16 protein-coding genes are annotated in these 21,485 nt (G+C 35.5%); 13 read left to right on the plus strand and 3 right to left on the minus strand.

The features are described from left to right. Positions 1–330 precede the first annotated feature (330 nt). The 7 genes from H1R81_RS14545 (at position 331) to H1R81_RS14575 (ending at position 13,689) form a co-directional block, all read left to right on the plus strand. On the plus strand, positions 331–3,834 hold the full coding sequence (locus H1R81_RS14545) for a DUF4175 family protein (RefSeq protein WP_181841465.1): 3,504 nt from the start codon (positions 331–333) through the stop codon (positions 3,832–3,834). Between the two features lie 217 nt (positions 3,835–4,051). Then, positions 4,052–5,914: a tRNA uridine-5-carboxymethylaminomethyl(34) synthesis enzyme MnmG gene (gene mnmG / locus H1R81_RS14550; protein WP_181841466.1), complete on the plus strand. Its 1,863-nt coding sequence runs from the start codon at positions 4,052–4,054 to the stop codon at positions 5,912–5,914. Between the two features lie 73 nt (positions 5,915–5,987). After that, positions 5,988–7,619, plus strand: a complete 1,632-nt coding sequence (locus tag H1R81_RS14555) for an Ig-like domain-containing domain (RefSeq protein ID WP_181841467.1) — start codon at positions 5,988–5,990, stop codon at positions 7,617–7,619. An 841-nt stretch (positions 7,620–8,460) separates the two neighbouring features. Continuing rightward, positions 8,461–10,260 carry a tetratricopeptide repeat protein gene (locus tag H1R81_RS14560; protein WP_181841468.1) on the plus strand — a complete coding sequence of 600 codons (1,800 nt, stop codon included), beginning with the start codon at positions 8,461–8,463 and terminating at the stop codon, positions 10,258–10,260. A gap of 146 nt (positions 10,261–10,406) precedes the next feature. Then, positions 10,407–11,669: a M48 family metalloprotease gene (locus H1R81_RS14565; RefSeq protein ID WP_181841469.1), complete on the plus strand. Its 1,263-nt coding sequence runs from the start codon at positions 10,407–10,409 to the stop codon at positions 11,667–11,669. A gap of 143 nt (positions 11,670–11,812) precedes the next feature. Continuing rightward, entirely contained in the window at positions 11,813–12,655 is an 843-nt protein-coding gene (gene accD / locus H1R81_RS14570) for an acetyl-CoA carboxylase, carboxyltransferase subunit beta (protein WP_181841470.1), read from the plus strand. Positions 12,656–12,711: 56 nt separating this feature from the next. Further along, complete coding sequence (locus tag H1R81_RS14575) at positions 12,712–13,689, plus strand: radical SAM protein (RefSeq protein ID WP_181841471.1); 978 nt, start codon at positions 12,712–12,714, stop codon at positions 13,687–13,689. A gap of 170 nt (positions 13,690–13,859) precedes the next feature. On the opposite strand, the gene H1R81_RS14580 is transcribed toward H1R81_RS14575, so the two are convergent. After that, positions 13,860–14,144 carry a putative quinol monooxygenase gene (locus tag H1R81_RS14580; protein ID WP_181841472.1) on the minus strand — a complete coding sequence of 95 codons (285 nt, stop codon included), beginning with the start codon at positions 14,142–14,144 and terminating at the stop codon, positions 13,860–13,862. A 167-nt stretch (positions 14,145–14,311) separates the two neighbouring features. On the opposite strand from H1R81_RS14580, the gene H1R81_RS14585 reads away from it, so the two are divergent. The 3 genes from H1R81_RS14585 (at position 14,312) to fbaA (ending at position 17,217) form a co-directional block, all read left to right on the plus strand. Beyond that, positions 14,312–14,986: an SGNH/GDSL hydrolase family protein gene (locus H1R81_RS14585; protein WP_181841473.1), complete on the plus strand. Its 675-nt coding sequence runs from the start codon at positions 14,312–14,314 to the stop codon at positions 14,984–14,986. Between the two features lie 39 nt (positions 14,987–15,025). After that, complete coding sequence (locus tag H1R81_RS14590) at positions 15,026–15,955, plus strand: polysaccharide deacetylase family protein (RefSeq protein ID WP_181841474.1); 930 nt, start codon at positions 15,026–15,028, stop codon at positions 15,953–15,955. A gap of 179 nt (positions 15,956–16,134) precedes the next feature. Next, positions 16,135–17,217, plus strand: coding sequence for a class II fructose-bisphosphate aldolase (fbaA, locus tag H1R81_RS14595; protein ID WP_181841475.1), 1,083 nt, complete (start codon positions 16,135–16,137; stop codon positions 17,215–17,217). Between the two features lie 60 nt (positions 17,218–17,277). On the opposite strand, the gene H1R81_RS14600 is transcribed toward fbaA, so the two are convergent. Continuing rightward, positions 17,278–18,072, minus strand: a complete 795-nt coding sequence (locus H1R81_RS14600; protein WP_181841476.1) for a Rossmann-like and DUF2520 domain-containing protein — start codon at positions 18,070–18,072, stop codon at positions 17,278–17,280. A 148-nt stretch (positions 18,073–18,220) separates the two neighbouring features. Between H1R81_RS14600 and H1R81_RS14605 the strand changes: the two genes are divergently transcribed. From H1R81_RS14605 to H1R81_RS14615, 3 genes are all read left to right on the plus strand, one after another. Continuing rightward, positions 18,221–18,691 carry a thioredoxin family protein gene (locus H1R81_RS14605; RefSeq protein WP_181841477.1) on the plus strand — a complete coding sequence of 157 codons (471 nt, stop codon included), beginning with the start codon at positions 18,221–18,223 and terminating at the stop codon, positions 18,689–18,691. 116 nt (positions 18,692–18,807) lie between these two features. Continuing rightward, the gene (gene hemE, locus H1R81_RS14610; RefSeq protein WP_181841478.1) at positions 18,808–19,833 is read left to right on the plus strand and encodes a uroporphyrinogen decarboxylase; all 1,026 of its coding nucleotides are present in this window, start codon (positions 18,808–18,810) and stop codon (positions 19,831–19,833) included. Positions 19,834–19,841: 8 nt separating this feature from the next. Beyond that, complete coding sequence (locus H1R81_RS14615; protein ID WP_181841479.1) at positions 19,842–20,351, plus strand: hypothetical protein; 510 nt, start codon at positions 19,842–19,844, stop codon at positions 20,349–20,351. Positions 20,352–20,412: 61 nt separating this feature from the next. Here the strand turns inward: H1R81_RS14615 and H1R81_RS14620 are convergent, their stop codons facing one another. Next, a complete protein-coding gene (locus H1R81_RS14620) occupies positions 20,413–21,474 on the minus strand; it encodes an NAD-dependent epimerase/dehydratase family protein (RefSeq protein WP_181841480.1) in 1,062 nt (353 codons plus the stop codon). Between the last annotated feature and the right edge of the window lie 11 nt (positions 21,475–21,485).

The raw sequence follows: 21,485 nt of genomic DNA on the forward strand, positions 1-21,485 counted from the left end.
TAATGAGAGGGGGTTGGTCGACAAAATAAACAATTATAGCGAGTTGTTTTAGTAATGAATGCACCTTTGTTTTAAATTAGAATGGTATTCTAATTTACGTTTTATCTTTTATCTGGAATCCTGACTTTCAGACTAATGCCCTTTGAAATTTGATTGAGTTTTTTCAGAATGCTAAAATCTCAACTCTATTCTATGGTTTCTTTTACTATATCTGAGTCTGAAAGTTAAATTATTCAGTTAATAAGACTAACTTTAGATTAAATAATGTTTCACTTAAATTTAGTTCTCACCCGGTTTTTTCGTTAAAAATCCTTAATCTTTTATACAATCATGTCAAGTTCAGTTAAAGCTCTTTTTGTGAAGATTGATGAGTACAAGCGGCAGTATTACAAAAACCTTTTGATTAAAGGTTCATTGTTTACTTTGGCTCTCTTGTTATCATCATTTCTCTTACTCAATGCCATTGAGTACTTCGGCCGTTTTAGCTCTGTTATCAGAGGTGCTTTACTTTTTGGATTCATAGGAGTAGCTCTTTATTCGCTTGTTTTCTGGGTAATCAAGCCTATTTTATATTTACTGCATTTCAACGAACCTCTTACATATGAAAAAGCGGCTAACGAAATCGGGAAGTTCTTTCCTGAAGTAGGGGATAGGCTACTGAATACACTTCAATTAGCTCAGTTTTCCGAAAAAGAAAATGCCCTATTACAGGCAAGTATCGACCAGAAATCTCAAGACTTAAAGTTTGTTAGATTTGCAGATGCCATTAAGTTTAGTGAAAATAAGAAGTATCTGAAATATGCTTTACCCCCATTAGTATTGGTTCTATTAATTGCAGCTGTCTCACCAAAGTTTTTTAAAAATAGTACTGAAAGAATCGTGTACTTTCAGAAAGATTTTGCAGAAGAAGCACCCTTTAAGTTTCAGATTACTAACGAAGAACTTAAGGCTGTAAAAAATGAAGATTTCATTCTTAATTTAAAGTTGATCGGTAACGCTGTTCCTGAAGCAGTGTATTTGGTTGCCAATGATAGAAAATTCAAGATGAATTCAGCCGATAATAAGACTTATTCTTTTACTTTCTCAAAAGTACAGAATCCTGTCGACTTTCATTTTCTTGCTTCCGGCTTTAAATCGAATGCCTTCGAACTGGAGCTTATCAGCCGCCCTAATCTGCTTTCTTTCGATGTAGCGTTGAATTACCCTTCTTACTTGAATAAAGCTAATGAGGCCTTCAACAATGTAGGAAATTTAGTGGTACCAGAAGGTACTACAGTTCAATGGAATTTCAAAGCAGTAAATACAGACTCTTTATATCTAAGTTTTGACAATGAAGGCAAGTTATTAGCTAAAGACGGTTTCGGAGATAATTTCTCTTATGTAAAACGTTTAAAAAATTCTTCTTCTTATCAGATACACCTAAAAAATGAATATAGCAGTAACCGTGAAAATGTTGATTTTTATATTAACGTTATTCCTGACCGGTATCCTCAAATTCAGTTGGAGCAATTAAAGGATTCTACACTATTCAATTATATTGTATTAGGCGGAAACATTACTGATGATTACGGTCTATCTCAATTTAAGCTTTTTTATAAAGCTATCAGAGATAATAACCAGAATCAACCATATGCCTCAGCCGATGTAGCATTTAATAAATCACAGGTATCTCAAAGCTTCTATTATCAGATGCCTTTAGCAGACCTTCAGTTGAATCCGGGAGATAAGGTTGAGTATTATCTTCAGCTATGGGACAATGACGGCGTAAACGGTGCAAAAAGCACTAAAACACCTACGATGACTCTTGCTCTGCCATCGGCTAAAATGTACGATGCCGAAATAGAAAAAGCAACAGAGAAAACCGAGGATATGCTTGAGAAGCTGAACGAAAAATCGAAAAAGTTAAAAAATGAATTAGCTAATCTTGAAAATCGTTTAAAAAGTAAAAAGGATTTAGATTTTCAGGAGAAAAAACAATTGGAAGAACTGATTCGTAAACGTGATGAATTGAATAACGAATTGAAAACCTTACAGGAGCAATTCGACCAGATGCAGGAGAAGGCCAATCGTTTTCAACAGCAAAGCCCGCAATTGCAGGAAAAAATGCAACAGTTGAAAAAGCTGATGAATGAGTTGATGAATGATGAAACCAATAAAATGTATGAAGAGTTGAAAAAACTGCTTGATAAAGATATGGATGAAAAAACCATTGAGCAATTAGAGAAGTTAAAAAATAAGGAGCGTAATATGGACAAGGAGATTGATCGCACTTTAAAACTATTTAAACAGCTACAATTGCAACAAAAGGTTGAGAAAACTGCTAAAGAACTGGAGAAGTTAGCCGAGAAACAAGATAAATTGGGTGATGAAACCAAAAAGGAGGAGGAGTTGAATAAAGAGAAAGGAAAGGATGCTATCAATAAAGAGAAAGAACAAGGGAAGGATAAAGACAAGGAAAAATCTGATAAAGACAAATCTGACGAAAATAAAGATGGCAAGAAGGAAGACTCGAAGGATGGAAAGAAAGATGATTCTAAAGATGGTAAAAAAGATGAATCTAAGGATAACAAAGACCAGAATCAGGATGGTAATAAAGATAAAAGTGATGAGTTAAAGAAAGAGCAGGAAAAGCTTACAAAGGAGTTTGAGGATATGAAAGAGAAAATGAAGGATATTGAGCAATTGAGTAAAGAACTTAAAAAAGACTTAGACCCTCAAAAAGAAGATCAGGAAGAAATATCTAAAGAGCAAAAGAATGCAGAGAAGCAACTCGACCAGAAACAAAACAATTCTGCCTCTAAGAGTCAAAAGAAAGCGGCTAATAAAATGAAACAAATGGCACAACAGATGTCAGAATCTATGCAAAGTCAGGAGATGAAAGAAATGGACGAAGATTTGGATGCTTTAAGAGCTATTTTAGAGAACCTTGTTAAACTCTCTTTCGATCAGGAAAGTTTAATGAAAGACTTCAGAAATATGACTGTTTCTGACCCAAGATTTGTAAAGCTATCACAAGACCAGTTAAAGTTACAAGATGATGCCAAGATTATTGAAGACAGTCTTTATTCTCTCGCTAAACGCGTAATGCAAATCCAGTCTTTTGTAACACGAGAAGTAACTACAATGCGCAACTCAATGGATGAAAGCGTAAAGTTTATCAAAGAACGAAAATTAAATGTAGCATCTGCAAAACAACAGTTTGCTATGACTTCAATCAATAATCTTGCACTGATGCTTAGCGATACCTTCAGCCAGATGCAACAGATGATGGCTAATGCCATGCCCGGAAATGGTAAAAAAGGTAAAAAAAGTAAAAATCCATCTCAAATGCCTTTAGGAGAAATGCAACAAAAACTTAATGAAGGTATGGAGAAAATGGGGCAGGGTAATAAACCTGGCAGGCAGATGTCAGAAGAAGCTGCCAGATTAGCACAGGAACAAGCAAAGCTTCGTAAGATGATTCAACAGTTACAAGATGAGCTAAAAGGCACCGAAGTAGGTAAGCGGTTAGGTAATGAACTGAAAGACCTTGAGAAGAAAATGGATGAAAACGAAACAGATCTTGTAAACAAGCGAATAAACCCTGAACTGATGAAGCGTTCTAAAGAATTGCAAACCCGGCTTTTAGAAGCAGAAAAGGCTATCAAGCAACAAGAGGAAGACCCGACTCGCCAGTCTCGGACAGCTCAACAGTTCAATAGACAGGCTCCACCATCTATGGAGAAGTTTTTACAGGAGAAAGTAAAGCAAGTGGAATTAATTAGAACAGTTCCGCCCAATTATACACCATTCTATAAGAAACAAACTGATACTTATTTCAGAAAAATCAAGTAACAATATTTATTCGTAAATTTGCAGGGACATTTCTTGGAGTGTCCCTTTTTTATTTTAACTGATATCCTTCTTCCAATCTTACTGGTTTAAGTTTTTACCATATTCAAGTTTGGAAGTTTTTTATCCAAAAGTATAAGTCAATTTTCTGTTTCACGTGGAACACAAATATATTTTCGCAATCAAAAGTTTCACGTGGAACCATAAACAATTTTAAACAATGTTTCCAGAATATGATGTTATAGTAGTAGGGGCAGGCCATGCCGGATGTGAAGCCGCTTCGGCCGCAGCAACAATGGGTTCAACTACACTATTGATAACAATGAATATGCAAACCATTGCACAGATGTCGTGCAACCCTGCAATGGGTGGTGTAGCTAAAGGACAAATAGTTCGTGAAATAGATGCATTGGGTGGCCGCTCTGGGATTATAAGTGATAAAACTATGATTCAATTCAGAATGCTCAATCGATCTAAAGGTCCGGCTATGTGGAGTCCAAGATGCCAGAGTGATAGAATGATGTTTGCACAAGAATGGAGAGATACGTTGGAAAATATCCCGAACCTGGATATTTGGCAGGACATGGCCGTAGGTATTCTTGTAAATAACAATAGAGTAGTAGGTATAAAAACTTCAATGGGTTTAGAAATTAGAAGTAGATCAGTAGTTCTTACAAATGGTACATTTTTGAATGGAAAGATTCATATAGGTGAAAAAACCTTTGGGGGTGGCAGAACAGGGGAGAAGGCGGCTCATGGTATAACAGAGCAATTAATAGAATTAGGCTTCGAATCCGGGAGAATGAAAACCGGAACACCGCCAAGAGTAGATGGTAGATCGTTAGACTGGTCTGAAATGGAAGAACAAAAAGGAGACGAAAATCCTGAAAAATTTTCTTATACAGATACACCTAAACTAACAAAACAAAGAAGTTGCTATGTAACCTATACAAATGAGCAGGTACATCAAACCCTTAGAAAAGGCTTTGACAGATCTCCTATGTTCAGCGGAAGAATAAAAGGTTTAGGTCCACGATACTGCCCATCTGTTGAAGATAAAATTAATCGCTTTGCTGATAAAGACCGTCATCAGATTTTTGTTGAACCTGAAGGCTGGAATACAGTAGAAATGTATATTAATGGATTTTCAACTTCTTTGCCAGAAGATATTCAGTATGAAGCACTCCGTTTAATTCCTGGATTTAAAAATGCCAAGATGTTCAGACCAGGATATGCGATAGAATACGATTTTTTTCCACCAACTCAGCTCAAATTAACTTTAGAAACACATTTAATTGAAAATCTATTTTTTGCCGGACAGATTAATGGTACAACCGGATATGAAGAAGCGGCATGTCAGGGTTTAGTAGCAGGAATCAACGCCCACAATAAAGTAAAGGATAAAGAGGCTTTTATCTTAAAACGTAATGAGGCTTATATTGGAGTATTGATAGATGACCTTGTAAATAAAGGTACTGAAGAACCATATAGAATGTTTACCTCCAGAGCGGAGTTTCGTACACTTTTAAGACAGGATAATGCCGATATACGTCTGACTCAAAAAGGATACAATATTGGCTTAGCATCTGAGATTCGTTTAGATAGAATGATTCAGAAAAGGGAAGAATCTGAAAAGCTGGTAAAAGCATTAAAAGAAATGAAGATATCTCCTGATCAGGCAAATGGATTTCTGGAATCAATTGAATCAGCTGGTTTGAGAGAAAAGTCTTCCTATTATAGTATTCTTAAAAGGCCTGAAATTGAGATTGAGGATATAAAGAATCTGAGCACTGAAATAAAAAACTATTTAGAAAGTTTTGATGATGAGGTAATGGAGCAAGCAGTTATTCATGTTAAATATGAAAGTTATATTGAGAAAGAATTATTGATGGCTGACAAAATGGCAAAGTTAGAAAACCTGAATATTGTCTCAACAATTGATTATGATAAACTTACATCTATTTCAATAGAAGCGCGCCAAAAGCTCAAAAAGATTAAACCGCAGACATTGGGACAAGCCTCGCGGATAAGTGGCGTTTCACCAGCAGATATTTCAGTACTGATGGTGCACCTTGGAAGATAGAAACTATTAAATTTTCTTAATTACCCTCAAATATCATTTGGGGGTTTTATTTTTGAAGTTCAAAGCCAAAAGCATGTCAAAGAATAATTTAAATAAAATCATAATCATTTTATTACTCAGTAATTTATTATTGGGTTGTGCTCAGTTTGTACCTCCAACAGGTGGAAAAAGAGACGAGACTCCTCCAAATTTAATAAAATCTATACCTGTTAACAAGCAAACTAATTTCAAAGGAAAACAAATTGAGCTATATTTTGATGAGTTAATAGATGTTACATCTCTAAGGCAGGAGTTAGTGATAATTCCAGAACAAGAGGGATTTTATAATATTAAAACTAAATCTAATAGTGTTGTTCTTAAATTCGATCAAGCATTTAAAGACAGTACAACATACACACTTAATTTTAAAAGAGGAGTAAAAGACCTGAACGAGAGAAACGAAGTTCAAAACCTAAAATTGGCGTTTAGCACAGGACCAAAAATTGATTCATTAGAATTACAGGGCAATGTAAAAAACCTGTTCACCAATCAACCAATTTTGGATGCACAGGTTTCTTTATATCAAGTAAATGATTCTTTAAATCTGAAAAAAAGCAAACCCAATTATTTTCTTAAAACTGACTCAAGCGGAAACTTCAGGTTCGAAAATCTAAAAAAAGGAAAATTTAGATTATATGCCTATACAGATAAAAACAGTAACTTAAGGTTTGACGCCAAATCAGAAATGATTGCTTTTGTAAAAGATACTATTAAACTGGATTCAAATATATCAAATGTCAATATGTCATTATATATGGCAAATAACGACAAACCAAAAAATCAGAAGACTTTACAGAGAGCAGAAGATTTTACTGTAATTTATGATAAAAATATCAAGACTTACGAAGTTTCATTCGTAAATCCGGCAGATAGTCTTCCATATTCAGCTCAAAGAAATGAAATAAAATTTTATAATATTCCTTTAAAAACGGATACAGTCAAAGTAAATATTACAGTAAGGGATTCAGCAGACAATGCTATGACTCATTTGCAGAAAATCAAATTCAGAGATACCGAAAGAAGAACACCAAGACGAGCCAGACAGGATAATTTTCCATTTCAGACTGATCCGAAAACAAGAGAGGCTGTAGAAAAGAATTTTGCTCTTGATTTATACTTCGATACACCAATAGCTAAAATAGATTTCAACAAAATCAAACTATTAAGTGATACGATAAATAATGAACCTTTAGATGAAAAGACCATATTGTGGAACACATACAAAACGCAGTTAAAAATTACTAAAGTTATTTCAGCCACAAGAGAAATAAAATTAGAGTTTCAGACAGGAGCATTTATAGATATCAAAGGAGATTCCAGTGAAAGGTTAATACTGCGAAATCCAATTTTAAAACCCGAAGATTATGGAATTGTTGAAGGAAACATTGAAGGAAATAAGGAAAATAAAATCGTACAATTAGTAGATGAGAACTATAAAGTAGAAGCAGAACAAAAAACAACAAACAACAAATTCACTTTCTTAAATGTAAAACCTGGAGCGTATCTATTCAGAATAATTGTTGACAGCAATGAAAACGGACAATGGGATTATGGAAATGTAGATAAAGATATAGAGCCTGAAAAGGTTCACTTCTCAGAGGAAGTCATCAGAGTCAAGGCAAATTTCGAATTAAGGGGAATTAAAGTTTCCATTCCAGAGAAGTAGGTAAACCTACTTTTTTTTATGCTTACAATATAGTCTTAACAATTACCGATTTTCTTATATTACATTTTAGTATCAACTGCTAAAATCAAACCAATTCAATTGTGTCCGACAACCTGAAATTCTATTAACATTAGAATTTAAAGTTAACAATATTATTTTCTATTCTACACTTTTGAATAAAATTCAGAAAATCTATCCTCTTTAAATTGACACATCTTAAATAGATATATATATGAGAGGTAAAACTATAATTCTCGCTTTTTAATAGTTTACAAAGCGCATTAAATAAAATCGTTTAAGCTAATCATTTTTTATTACTCCAACCTTTAAAATCTTATAGCTAATCTTCAAGACCACCTTCTAAAAAACAAATTAGTATATCTATTCTTCATAAAGGTAAAAGGTCAATTCAAAATAAAAAATATCCAAAAAACTTTGTGGATAAATAAGTGGACAATATATGGAGAATGTGAACTGACAGGTGGAATAGGTTGTGTAGAAATTAATAGGTTGCGTGGACAAAACGTTTTGTCTGTGGAATAACCCCGAAACTACACTCTTTTCCTCAATTCACACCAAGTGGATTAACGTGGAAACACTATGTGGATAGTACACAAGTCTATCAACACAAACTATTTTTAATGAAATGTAAATAAGTGGTATTAGAATTGATTATCAATAAAATAAGTGTGGAAGAGTATAATAAAACTGTGGAAAAACAGATTATTTATGTGAATACTTGGAAAGCCATTATCCACAGATTATATTTATTCACATTTCCACAGGGCTAACAAATAAAAACAATAATAAAATATTAATTAATTTTTATTTTTTTAAAAGCATGAAAAGGTATCTGTTACTTGTTTTGATGACAATCATCGGGGTAAGTCTAAGGGCTCAAGACCTTGAATTGGCAAATGAGTATTTTAAGCAAGGAGAATATGAAAAAGCCAAAGATATTTATGTGAAATTATCGAAAGATAAAAATACTGTCAGATTAGTGCATACTAATTATTTGCAAACACTCTACAAATTAAAAAACTGGGACGAGGCTGAAAAATTTCTAAAACGACAGATAAAGGCTAATGAAAATACCATTAGTTATAAAGCCGATTACGCGCTGATGTTAGAAATGACAGGGAAAATCGATGAATCACAAAAAGAATTTAATAATGTCATTGAATTAGCGGCTAAGTCAGATGGAACCCTATACGAAATTCAGGATTTCCTTTACAGGAATAGTAAAACAGAACAGGTGATTCAATTACTGAAGAAAGGCAGAGAGTTTGCAAAAGACGAAAATAAGTATGCAATTTTCTTTGCCAGAGCATATTTATACAACGGACAAAAAGAGTCAATGATAGACGAAATGATGAAGTATGGATTGACAGAAGGAAATACTGATTACGTAAAAGCGACTTTTCAGGATAATCTTAAAACTGACGCCGAAATAGATATGCTCGAAAAGGTGCTTTACAGCAAGGTACAGAAGTTTCCGAACGAACAATACTATGCTGATATGCTTATCTGGCATTTGATTCAACAGAAAGAGTTTTATAAGGCTTTTGTGCAAACAAGGGCTTTAGACAGAAGGTATAAACTGGAAGGACAACGAGTTTTTGAGTTGGCTCAAACAGCTCTGGTAAACAAAGACTTCAAAAACGCTATTCAGATGTATGAATACGTGATGAAAGAATATCCACAAGGCCAGTATTATCCCTATGCCAGGCGTAATGCTATCTTCTGCAAGGAAGAAGTTATCAAGACAACTTATCCGGTTGATTTGACCTCCATCAGAACCCTCATAAAAGATTATCAGAATCTTTTCACAGACTTAGGCCAGAACCAGAAAACAATGGAAGCTATGCGTAATACCGCACAGCTATATGCCTTTTACCTGAATGAAAGAGATACTGCCATTGCTGTGCTTGAAAAAGCCATCAGTATTGCTGGAGGAGATAATAATTTCAGAGATAAATGTAAACTCGATTTGGGCGATATCTATATTCTGAAAAATGAGCCGTGGGAGGCAACCTTACTCTATTCGCAAGTCGAAAAATCTCAAAAAGAGGATATGTTAGGGCAGGAGGCTAAATTGAAAAATGCCAAGTTGCACTATTATAGCGGTGAATTTGATTTATCAAAAGATATTTTGGATATTCTTAAAAAAGCTACTACCCGGGAAATTGCTAATGATGCTATGCAATTAAGTTTATTGATTCAGGACAATATTGGTCTGGACACTACAGAAGCTGCAATGAAGGAATATGCTTCAATTGATTTACTGCTTTTTCAAAACAAAAATCAGGAAGCATTAGTGGCTTTAGATAATGCCTTCCAGAAATACAAGAGTCATAGTCTGGCCGATGAAATTCTCTGGTTACGCGCAAATACGTACGTAAAAATTAATCAATCAAATAAAGCCTTAGACGACCTGGAGCTACTGCGCAAAAATTATAATTATGATATTTTGGCTGATGATGCCTTATACCTTGAAGCGAAAATCTATCAGGAGAAATTAGGACAGAAAGACAAGGCTATGGATTTGTACAGGCAAATACTGCAGAACTTTCCTGGAAGTATCTATGGAGCAGATGCCAGAAAAAGATTCAGAAATCTTAGAGGAGATACAATAAACTAAAGGTTTTACACATTTATATGATAATAAGTCTCATAAGATCGGCTTATGAGACTTTTTTGTTAAAGTATTGTTAAGCCAACCTCTACATTACTATTGAAAAGAACTTTCCTCGTTATTCTTCATATAAGCTAAACAAAAATCACACTATGAAAAGTAGGTTATTCACATTGTCCACAATGTTATGCACATTGTTCTATGTGGCCAACGCTCAAACTGAACAAACAAGAACTTTTGGCTACAACTACTACGGTCAGCGTATCAACGAAAAGGCTATCTGTAATATGGTAAGTTTTCGTTCAAAAGAAGTAGCCGAAAAAGCAGTAGATGAGATAGTGCGCAGAAGTGGATTAAAAAGAAATTTTTATGTGATGGAGTGCCCTAATACAGACAATTGTTTTGCAGCAATAAACGGACAAACCCGTCTGATAGTATATGATGGTGCATTTATGCAGAAAGCCAATAGTATATCTAAAACAGATTGGGGGGCCTTAAGCATACTTGCCCATGAAATAGGTCATCATTTGCAGGGACATACCATTATTGAAGGTGGTAGCGATCCACAGAAAGAACTGGAGGCTGATGAATTTTCAGGCTTTGTGATGTATCAGATGGGAGCATCTTTAAAAGAAGCACAAGCTGCTATCAGCAAACTGACCTCTGATTATGATGGCGGGACACATCCACCAAGAACAAGACGTCTGGCTGCTATTGAAAAAGGATACAGAAGTGCACAGGAATTATACCCGAATGTGAAGAAAAACGATGGAAGTGTAATTACTTCGATACCTCCGAGACAATCAACAGAGGTCCAGAATCCAACTCAATCGCAAAGAGTTCCACAGAGTGTGGATAATGTGGATAAAGATGTGAATAACCCAGTTGACCCAATCAGAAGAACTGATGGAAACTTAAGTGGACCATCTGAAGTAGCTAAAATTGATCCAGATCATGTGGATAACTCTAATTCAAATGTGCGTAACCCTGCCTGTATCGAGGGAGACTGTGGAAATGGGTTTGGTAAAATGATTAATATATATACACAGGAAAGATACGAAGGTGAGTGGAGAAATAGCAAACGTGAAGGCAGAGGAGTAGAATATTACGCAGACGGAGAAAAAAAATATGTTGGTAATTTTATTGCCGGCAGATATGGTGGAAATGGGACTTATTTCTACAAAAATGGTGATAAATATGTAGGTAAATATAAGAACGGAATGATGAATGACGAACGGGGTTATTTTATATATAATAATAATATGCGCCTTGTTGTAAAGGTAGTAAATAATAAGAAAACCGGAAGAGCCCTAAGATTGTACCCGGATGGACGAAAAGAAGAAACGTATTTTGATAATGACGTGGAAAGAAAAACTTATAGGGATGCCAACGGGCGGATTATCAACACATTTTAAGCCAAAACCGAAAAGCTGAGATGAATCAATCTCAGCTTTTTTTATACGATTTATAATGTAGTTTTGTAAAAAAATAAGAAAAAACTTTTAAATCAACCACTAACCTATTTACCTTTGACCCCTCAAAATGATTTTTTTCTGATATGTCTTGGTTTAAGCGAACTGTCAAAGGAATTCAGACACCAACCGAAATGAAGCGTGAAGCACCAGATGGGTTATGGTATCAATGTCCGAACTGTAAAAAAGCAATGCATACGCGTGAGCATAAAAATAATGCTTATACTTGTATTCATTGTAACTATCACGAAAAGATTGGCTCAGAAGCCTATTTCTCCATATTATTTGATGAAGGAAAATTTACTGAATTAGATGCAAATCTACGCTCAGGAGACCCACTCCATTTTGTAGATACTAAACCATATCCGGATAGAATACGTTCTACTGAAAAGAAATCAGGTTTAAAAGATGCTGCCCGATCGGCATATGGAAAAATGTCAGATATTGACATCGTAGTTACCTGTATGGATTTTGGATTTATCGGGGGGTCGATGGGTTCGGTAGTGGGCGAAAAAATAGCCAGAGCTATAGAATACGCCTTGAATAATAAAATTCCATTTCTGATGATTTCGCGCTCTGGTGGTGCCAGAATGATGGAAGCTGGTTTTTCATTGATGCAAATGGCAAAAACCTCTGCCCGATTAGCACAATTAGCCGAAGCAGGAATTCCCTATATATCATTACTAACTGACCCAACGACTGGCGGAGTAACAGCTTCTTATGCCATGTTAGGAGATTTTAACATCTCTGAACCCCAGGCATTAATCGGATTTGCAGGGCCAAGAGTCATTAAAGAAACTATCGGGAAAGAATTGCCAAAAGGTTTTCAGACAGCAGAGTTTATCTTAGAGCATGGCTTTCTTGATTTCATTGTAGATAGAAAAGATTTAAAAGATAAGCTGGCAAGTTTATTGAAAATGCTTGCTTAGTTTTCAGTTTCATTGTTTAGGGTAAATCATACTTATCAATCATTAAAAATGCAAGTATGAGACTTATCAAGCATCCTGTATTGTGCAATTACTACGTTACGTATCGCTGTAATGCTACATGTAATTTTTGTGATATATGGGAGAAACCTTCACCGTATATTACATTTCAGAATTTCAGAGAAAACCTTCATGACCTTAAAAAATTAGGAGTAAAAGTCATTGACTTTACCGGAGGTGAACCCCTACTACACCGCGAATTGGATGTTTTGCTTGAAGAGGCGAAAAAAGCAAGCATGATAACTACAGTTACTACCAATTGCCTGCTCTACCCTAAATATGCCGAGCGCCTGAAAGGCAAAATAGATATGCTTCATTTCTCCCTGGATTCTCCGGATGAAGAAGAACATAATGTTTCACGTGGCGTCAAATGTTTTGACAAGGTGATGGAATCGATTACTATTGCCAAAGCAATTGGAGAAAGACCGGATGTGTTATTCACAGTTTTTGAACAAAATGTGGATAAGATAGAACGCATATGGAGAGAAATTACACAACCGAATGATCTGGTATTAATACTCAATCCAGTGTTCGATTATAATAGTGTACAAACAGGAGGAAGTCTTTCTGAACAGTCGTTAAAGCAACTCCAATGGTGGGGTAAGCAAAAAAACGTTTATCTGAACGAAGCGTTCATTTCACTAAGAAAAAATGGTGGAAACCATGTGGATAATCCTGTTTGCAAGGCTGCTTCAACTACTTTAGTCATATCTCCTGAAAACAAGTTAGTCCTCCCATGTTATCATTTAGGCACAAAGGATTTTGCAATTAATAATAATCTCTACGAACTATATCAATCAGCTGAGGTACAGGAGATCGTGGCTTTAGAGGGAAGATTGAAGGAATGCGAAGGCTGTGTAATTAATTGCTATATGCAACCCTCTTTTGCTGTGGAAATCAACAAATACTTCTGGAAAGCATTACCGAGTACACTTAAGTACAATTATATCAAGAGTACGTGGAAGAAGTTAATATGAAATCGGTAGAAATATTTTTTTTATTAATAAAAATATATAATCTGAAAAGTGCCTAATTTGGCAGAGACAAAGCACTGACCTGTCTTTACGGGAATATAACTTTGAGAGGACTAATATGAGCCTTTTATTCTATAAATTACTATAGAATAAGACTTTTTATAATTCTATAATTATACTTTAGAGAGGAAAAACAACTCCGCAGGCTCAACCAATAAATCTTCTGCTTTTGCTGAGAAGGCTGCTACATGCTCATTAGCCAAATGATTTTCAAGACTCTCTTTATCTGTCCAGTTTTCGTAGAAGAAGAATAATTGAGGGTTGTCGTTGCTTTGGTGCAACACATAGTCAATACAACCTTCTTCTTCTAAAGTAGGTGCAATTAAAGCCAATAAGTCACTTTTAGCTTCGTCTATTCTATCAGCTCTGACAATGATTTTAGCGATGACTGTTAACATACAAAAGTTTAGAGATGAAATATAATAAGGTCAAAAATAAGATTTTATTTTTTTTAGGCTGCTCTTTTGGGAATTAAATTAAAAAATTAGTTCATAATATATGTTATTTTGACAATAACCGCAAAAAAACTAATTTTAACAATTGTTAAAATTCAACCTCAAAACACATGAAAAATACGTTTAAATCTCTTACCCTTATTCTGTTGTCTCTATTGATGTTTTCATTAACACAAGATAAACCCACTAAAGTTATTCTCTTCGGTGATTCTATTACCCAAGCCGGCGTTGGCCCGACAGGATATATTACCAAAATGAAAGAAACCCTTGAAAAACAAGGTATTAAAGATAAATACCAGTTGATTGGCGCAGGTATCGGCGGAAACAAAGTGTATGATTTGTTTCTACGCATGGAGGATGATGTATTGAATCAGAATCCAGACGTGGTAGTTATTTATATAGGTGTAAATGATGTATGGCATAAATCAAGTTACGGAACAGGCACAGATGCTGATAAGTTTACAGAATTCTACACTGCTATTATCAAAAAACTTCAATCAAAAGGTATTAAAGTAATTTGTTGTACACCAGCAGCTATAGGTGAACGTAATGATAATAGTAACCCACAAGATGGAGACATGAATCATTATTCAAATCTGATTAGAAATTTAGCCTCAAAATATGATTGTCCTTTAGTGGATTTAAGAAAAGAGTTCATAGCTTATAATCTCAAGAATAATCCTCAGAACAGAGAGTCGGGTATCTTGACAACAGATCGTGTTCACCTAAATGAGACAGGAAATCAGATGGTAGCTGACTTAATATTAAAAGCGATTGTAAAATAACAAAATATTGAGCCATTGAATAGTCGGTGGCTCTTTTTTATGATGAAGAAACTAAAGATATTGACTTATATATTCGCTTTTTTCTTGGTATTAAATGCGAATGCGCAAAATCAAATAGCCATCACAATTGACGACTTACCTTTTGTTCAGGAACTTTCCCTTAAACATGCTGAGGAATCTACCGAAAAATTATTAGCCAAAATCAAGAAAAACGGTATAAGAGCCGTGGGTTTTGTTAATGAAAAATCGGCAATAAGGCTGGGTGAAATTGATGACCGGGTAGCAATGCTGGAAAGATGGTTATTTAACGGCAACCAATTGGGGAATCACACTTTTTCTCATGTTTCTTTCAATATCAAAAGCATAGAAGATTTTAAAACAGAATTATTAAAAGGGGAAGTAATTACTTCGGAACTCAACAGGAAGTATGGAGAAACCAAAAAGTATTTTCGCTATCCATTTTTACATACGGGGCCTGACAGTCTGAAAAAGTATGGCTTTCAAAAGATATTGGCCGAACAAGGCTATGTTAATGCTCCAGTAACTATTGAGGCCGATGACTGGTATTTCAATAAAGTTTATATGGATGCCATGAAAGCCGGTAAAAAAGAACTGATGAAAACTATTGCAGAAAAATACCTTAAGCATAATAATGATTATTTTGATTATTATCTGAAGTTAACAAATGAAGTAGTTGGCCGACCTATTAAACATATTTTTCTTTGTCATGCCAATGCCCTTAATGCCGATTATTTCGATGAACTATGCAAGGTAATGATTGATAAAGGCTTTACGTTTATTAGTTTAGATGAAGCCTTAACTGATGAAATTTATAAACACAAAGATACTGTGCTGACTACCGGAGGTTTCCCTTGGTTGCATCGTTGGAGAATGACCGATAAAAAGAAAACAACCTTAAAGGAAATAGAAATTCCGGCTGATATTAAGGCATTATACGAGAAGAAATAATAATTGTCCAAATGAAAAAATATATCTGGAGTATATTTAAACTACATCAAAAAGTGAATTTTTTCGGGATTTTACATTCCAATATATTCAAAAATAGCTAATTTGCATTGAAATTCCGAAATCGGCTTCATCTACAATTATAATAATATTTTTTCCCTTTAAAATTCAAAAAACTTAACATGAGTAAATCTTTGATTCGGCCAGGCGTAGTTACAGGTGAAGCACTTGCTGCTTTATTACGTCATGCTAACGAAAATGATTACGCCCTACCCGCTGTCAATGTTGTAGGAACTAATTCAGTAAATGGTGTAATGGAAGCTGCAAAAGCTGTTAACTCACCAGTTATTATTCAATTCTCAAACGGCGGTGCTTCTTTTTATGCTGGTAAATCTTTACCAAACAAAAATCAGGAAGCAGCAATCGCCGGAGCAGTTTCAGGTGCTATCCACGTACATCAGATTGCCGAAATGTATGGCATTCCGGTAGTTTTACATACTGATCACTGTGCAAAAAAATTGTTACCCTGGATTGACGGTTTATTAGATGCAGGTGAAAAATATTTCGCACAACATGGCAAACCATTATTCAGCTCTCACATGATAGATCTTTCAGAAGAGCCAATCGAAGAGAATATTGAGATATGTGTTAAATATTTTGAAAGAATGGCCAAAATGGGCATGACTCTTGAAATCGAACTTGGTGTAACAGGTGGTGAAGAAGATGGTGTTGATAACTCTGACGTTGATAGCTCAAAACTATATACACAACCATCAGAAGTAGCTTTTGCTTACGAAGAGCTATTGAAAGTTTCTCCTAACTTTACAATTGCGGCTGCTTTTGGTAACGTTCACGGGGTTTACAAACCAGGTAATGTGAAATTGCAACCAATCATTCTGAAAAACTCTCAGGATTATATTCAGGAGAAATTCAAAACAGGTGAATTACCTGTAAACTTCGTATTCCACGGTGGTTCAGGTTCTTCACGTGAAGAAATCAGAGAGGCTATCAAATACGGTGCAGTAAAAATGAATATCGATACTGACGTACAATGGGCAACCTGGGAAGGTATTCTAAAATACTATAAAGACAAAGAAGGTTACCTTCAAGCGCAATTAGGAAACCCAGAAGGTGCAGATTCACCAAATAAAAAATATTACGATCCACGTGTATGGTTGCGTAAGGGTGAAGAAAGTATGATCAGCCGTTTGAAAGTTGCTTTCGAAGACTTAGATTGTATCAACCGTTGCGAAGGTCTTTACTAAGCAATAGTAAAATCTTGAATATACGTGTAGAGACAGGGCATTGCTCTGTCTCTACCATTTTCATGAATGCCATTGCTGAATACTCTCACTCATAATTTCATATATCTCAAACAAATCTGTGCGGTCTTTCAGATAAATCAGATGGTTATTCATCGTTGACCTATCCCCTCTTACAGCCGGGCCAGTCTGCACATCCGCCGGATGTTGAGCCGCTAAAGCCTTCTGGAAAGTTTCTTTGATTAGAGGTTTCAGCAAGTCAAACTCCAGCTCTTCATCATTGGTGATTTCTTTGGCTAATGCCAATAAATGATTGGTAAAGTTACAGGCAAACACAGCTGCTACATGGAGTACTTTTCTTTCTTTCGAACTGACCAGATAAACAGTTTTGCTTAAACTCTGTGCTAATTTCACCAATTGATTCTCAGCCACTTCTTCATCCGCTTCAACGCAGAAAGGTACTTCAATTATATTAATTTTCTTCTGTTTGCTGAAAGTCATAAGTGGATACAATACAGCACATCTAATAGGTAAATCATGATGAGAGAGCATTAATTGCTGTAAATCTTCCAGGCTCTTAGTTCCAGAAGTATGTGCTAATATAGCATTCTCAGGTAAGACCAGCATCGAACAGACTTCAGCAATGGCATCATCTGATACTGCCAGTATAAACAATTCAGCCTTACTATCTGAAAAATCAAGTTGGTCGGTTGCATTGGCCTGATAGAGCATAGAGGTAAGCGCCTTGGCTTTTGTCAACTGCCTACTATATACTTCACATACCTGATGGTGATGATTTTCGAAAGCCATGCTCAAATGCCAGGCTACATTTCCTGCCCCAATCATTGAGATTTTCATAATGACAACTCTTATTTATCCGTTATTAAAGTGGATTACAAAAATCAGGAAAAAAATGGCTTAATATTTGTAATTGATTAAAAATATCAATTTTCGGGTCATTTACGTGTTTTAAGGCTCCATTTATTAACAGAAACTCATAAAAATAATGAAACTAAAAGTGCTTGGCTTCTTAGGAATAGCGCTAATAACATTAGCTTCCTACAAAAATGAAAAAAAAATTGAGCTGAGTGAAGTAAGATTTTACGACGGCTCCTACGACGAACTTCTCCGCGAATCAAGAAAGCAAAAGAAACCGATTATTATAGAATTCTGGGCTACCTGGTGTATCCCATGCCGCAAAATGGAAAATGAGACTTTTTCTAACCCTGAATTTGCAGCATATATTAACAAAAATTTTTTGGTATATAAGGTAAATATTGATACCTTTGATGGAATGGATATAGCAGATAAGTACAACATTGATGCTTATCCAACCTTGGTTCAATTGGATACGAAGAATAAGTACGTTAATCGATACAAAGGCTTTTTTCCGGCCTATTACTTGAAAAAAGAATTGGAAAAAAATAAATCTCGCACAGGTAAAAATTTTTTAACGTCAGATGCTGTAAACAATTAGAATCGTAAACACCCAGTAAAATTAACGGTTTTAATAATGGCCATGAGCTTGCTCATGGCTTTTTTTATGTCCCGAATCCCAATTGTAGAATCAGCTTTCGTTCTTATCTTTGCGGCATGAAATTACAGAACGATTTGCTTTTACGTGCGGCGAAGGGTGAGCACGTAGAACGTGTACCAGTCTGGATGATGCGTCAGGCAGGTAGAATATTACCCGAATACCGTGAAGTAAGAGCACAAGCTGGAAGTTTTATTGCCTTAGCTACTACGCCCGCTTTAGCAGCCGAAGTAACTATTCAGCCGGTTGATATTCTGAAAACAGATGCAGCCATTATCTTCTCAGATATTTTAGTGGTGCCAGAAGCTATGGGTTTACCCTACGAAATGGTGGAAGCCAAAGGCCCTATTTTTCCGAAGGTAATTCAATCAAAAAAAGATATTGATTTATTAAAAGTAAGCGACCCGGAAACAGATTTGGGGTACGTTCTTGAAGCCATAGATATAGTAAAGAAAGAGCTAAATGGCAGAGTGCCTCTCATAGGTTTTGCCGGAGCCCCATTTACTATTTTCTGCTATATGGTTGAAGGCAGAGGTTCGAAGACTTTTTCGACAGCTAAGAAGATGTTGTACTCTCAGCCCAAATTAGCTCATCTGCTGCTTCAGAAGATAACAGATAGTACCATTTACTATCTGAAAGCCCAAACGCGCCACGGAGCCGATTTATTGCAGATTTTCGATTCATGGGCAGGTATCCTATCGCCTGAACAATACAGAAAGTTCTCGTTGCCGTATATCGCGCAGATTTGTAATGCCATTGATGAAGTTCCGGTAACTGTTTTCGCCAAAGGCGCTTTCTTCGCCCGAAAAGACATGGCCAAGCTCAATTGTAATGTAGTAGGCTTAGACTGGAATATGGATATTAAAGAATCAAGAAAGATGATTCCGAATAAAACTTTACAAGGTAATTTAGACCCGTGTGTGCTGTATGGCTCTTTCAAAGATATTGAAAAAGAAACCAAAAAGATGATTAAGGCATTCGGGACACAACGTTACATAGCTAATTTAGGACACGGGGTTTATCCCGATACTGACCCTGAAAAAGTAAAGTGCTTCTTTGAAACTGTGAAAACTTATTCGGTGTAAATATAAAAATGACCAACCAAGTTAATCCACTAATTGTTTCTTTAGTAGCAGGAAAAATAAGTAAAGAAGAATTTCTCAAAGAATATTTCAAGCATATACCTCGGAGTAATGAATATGTTTTAGCGCTCATACAAAAAGGTATAAATAATAGAAATGCTATTGAGATTGAGGAAGCGATGACCCTGATTTTTGTAGGTTCTTTTTCTATCAAGTACTTTTTGCCAAAACTATGTGAATTATTGCAGTTGCCTTGGCATTACAATCATGAAGATATTGCCAGATTACTTAAAGAGATTGCTGACCCGACAACTGTAGATTGTTTATATAAAGCTTCGGAATTAGCGTTCGAATATTTAGATTATGATGATACTTATCAATTCGCAAGAAAATGTATCAAGGCTCTTTCGGCCATTTCTGATGAAAATGCTATTGAGAAACTAAAATTATTGAGCGATAGCAAAATAACAGAAATAGCAGAATATGCAAAAAAAGAACTTCGTTATAAAGGATTGCTATAAAATCAAAAACCTTTCAGAATCTCTGAAAGGTTTTTGATTTTATAGATTTATTTGATAAGCCTTATTTAAGTATCGGCTCTAAGGCTTCTCTGTTTTCAGCCAGCCACTCGTGTATCTCAGTTACAATCTGCTCAACGCCGATTTTCGGTTTCCAGCCTGTCAGAGCAGTTACTTTAGAATTGTCGGTCACATATAATCTGATATCTGCCGGACGATTCTCTGCAACTGTATTGATAGGAATAGTTTTACCGGTTACTTTCTGGCAAATTTTAGTCAATTCCTGTAAAGACACACTTACTTCTACCCCACCACCTGCATTCAGAATTTCGCCATTCACTTGATCAATATTGTGTAATTGCCAATCAATCAAGCGGTACAAATCCGCTACGTGCAATATATCACGGGTTTGTTTACCTGTTCCGCCGTAACCAATATAGGCTAATTGTTGCTCAAAAAAGTGCTTGGCAATCCAGAGAACCATTACACCCTGGTCAACTTTTCCCATCTGCCAGGGGCCTGTTAATACCCCACAGCGATTGATTACTGTTTTCAGATTATAGAATTCGTTGTATTCCTGAATGATTAATTCAGAAGCCAATTTGGTTGTGCCGTACAATGACCTTGCGCTATCTAACGGAAAATCTTCAGCAATACCTTTTGCCGAAACTCCTTTTATTTTCTGATTATCGGTTAATTCAAAACGTGTTTCAGATTCTATAAAATCTAAAGTTTCAATCGTCTTTATCGGATAAATACGGCTCGTAGAAAGAAAGATAAAGTTAGCTTTACACTTTACTGCATAGTTCAGACAGTTAACTGTACCAAACAGATTGGTATTTATCAGGTAATCGGGCGATCCATTTAAACCTGCCAGCACTGATGGTTCGGCAGAGGCTTCAATTACAGAATCTACGATCGGTAAAGCATCAAAATCTTCTTTACTACGAATATCGCCATGAATAAAGGTGATGTCTTGTTTTACTAACCGTGCTACATTGAGTTCTGACCCTTTTCTTTTAAGATTATCTAAACAGAAGATTTCGTAAGAAGGATAATTTTGTTTTAACGCAATAGCTAAAGAAGAGCCTACAAATCCGGCTCCCCCTGTGATTAAAATACGCATATATAAGGTTT

The sequence above is a fragment of the Emticicia sp. BO119 genome (assembly GCF_013912375.1).
In the GTDB taxonomy this organism is placed as follows: domain Bacteria; phylum Bacteroidota; class Bacteroidia; order Cytophagales; family Spirosomataceae; genus Emticicia.

Coding starts and splice junctions, on each gene's coding strand:
- H1R81_RS14545 (WP_181841465.1), top strand. CDS start 331: ATGTCAAGTTCAGTTAAAGCTCTTTTTGTGAAGATTGATGAGTACAAG.
- mnmG (WP_181841466.1), top strand. CDS start 4,052: ATGTTTCCAGAATATGATGTTATAGTAGTAGGGGCAGGCCATGCCGGA.
- H1R81_RS14555 (WP_181841467.1), top strand. CDS start 5,988: ATGTCAAAGAATAATTTAAATAAAATCATAATCATTTTATTACTCAGT.
- H1R81_RS14560 (WP_181841468.1), top strand. CDS start 8,461: ATGAAAAGGTATCTGTTACTTGTTTTGATGACAATCATCGGGGTAAGT.
- H1R81_RS14565 (WP_181841469.1), top strand. CDS start 10,407: ATGAAAAGTAGGTTATTCACATTGTCCACAATGTTATGCACATTGTTC.
- accD (WP_181841470.1), top strand. CDS start 11,813: ATGTCTTGGTTTAAGCGAACTGTCAAAGGAATTCAGACACCAACCGAA.
- H1R81_RS14575 (WP_181841471.1), top strand. CDS start 12,712: ATGAGACTTATCAAGCATCCTGTATTGTGCAATTACTACGTTACGTAT.
- H1R81_RS14580 (WP_181841472.1), bottom strand. CDS start 14,144: ATGTTAACAGTCATCGCTAAAATCATTGTCAGAGCTGATAGAATAGAC.
- H1R81_RS14585 (WP_181841473.1), top strand. CDS start 14,312: ATGAAAAATACGTTTAAATCTCTTACCCTTATTCTGTTGTCTCTATTG.
- H1R81_RS14590 (WP_181841474.1), top strand. CDS start 15,026: ATGATGAAGAAACTAAAGATATTGACTTATATATTCGCTTTTTTCTTG.
- fbaA (WP_181841475.1), top strand. CDS start 16,135: ATGAGTAAATCTTTGATTCGGCCAGGCGTAGTTACAGGTGAAGCACTT.
- H1R81_RS14600 (WP_181841476.1), bottom strand. CDS start 18,072: ATGAAAATCTCAATGATTGGGGCAGGAAATGTAGCCTGGCATTTGAGC.
- H1R81_RS14605 (WP_181841477.1), top strand. CDS start 18,221: ATGAAACTAAAAGTGCTTGGCTTCTTAGGAATAGCGCTAATAACATTA.
- hemE (WP_181841478.1), top strand. CDS start 18,808: ATGAAATTACAGAACGATTTGCTTTTACGTGCGGCGAAGGGTGAGCAC.
- H1R81_RS14615 (WP_181841479.1), top strand. CDS start 19,842: ATGACCAACCAAGTTAATCCACTAATTGTTTCTTTAGTAGCAGGAAAA.
- H1R81_RS14620 (WP_181841480.1), bottom strand. CDS start 21,474: ATGCGTATTTTAATCACAGGGGGAGCCGGATTTGTAGGCTCTTCTTTA.